Below are 520 nucleotides of genomic sequence, written 5' to 3' on the forward strand. Positions count from 1 at the left end.
TCCCTGCAAACGACAATATCCTTGTCAAGGCAGGTGATTAATTAATTCAGTATATTGGCATGCGCTAATTATCTGGAGCTGCCCGAAAAAGATAGCTATTTATAGACGGTAACTACCTAGGGCTTATCCCCTTAATAGTATATCATTGGGCCGGCAAATTCAAAGCGGCGAGCGGCGCATGCGGTTCATGGCATAGCTTTCACCTTCCTCCGCCACCTTCGGCAGAGGCACATCGTCATGGCTGGCGGGAAAAGCGATCACATCCGCGCCGGTTTCCGGCCATTCGTCACCCAGCTCCTTCCTCGCCGCCTCCTCGTAGTTGTCCGACAGGTAGCGCAGGAACAGAAAAGCCAGCATCAAGCGTGTCTTCGACCTCGTGATAGATTTTGGGACATCCCAGACTCGGCCTTTGACAACCTATTCGTGCCCCAGCCGTCCTGGTCACCAAGCACTACGCAACAACTTCGCAAGCTCGTTGCTGCTCCGTACTTGGCTCCCATATGACTGGACGCCGCGTTCG

At 53.5% G+C, this 520-nt stretch carries 1 protein-coding gene; it reads right to left on the reverse strand.

The features are described from left to right. Nucleotides 1-159: 159 nt before the first annotated feature. The gene (locus ACOCD2_RS26150; RefSeq protein WP_293682174.1) at nt 160-360 is read right to left on the reverse strand and encodes a hypothetical protein; all 201 of its coding nucleotides are present in this window, start codon (nt 358-360) and stop codon (nt 160-162) included. Between the last annotated feature and the right edge of the window lie 160 nt (nt 361-520).

It is taken from the genome of Thiolapillus sp., from assembly GCF_048562965.1.
Classification (GTDB): Bacteria; Pseudomonadota; Gammaproteobacteria; order Chromatiales; family Chromatiaceae; genus Thiolapillus; species Thiolapillus brandeum_A.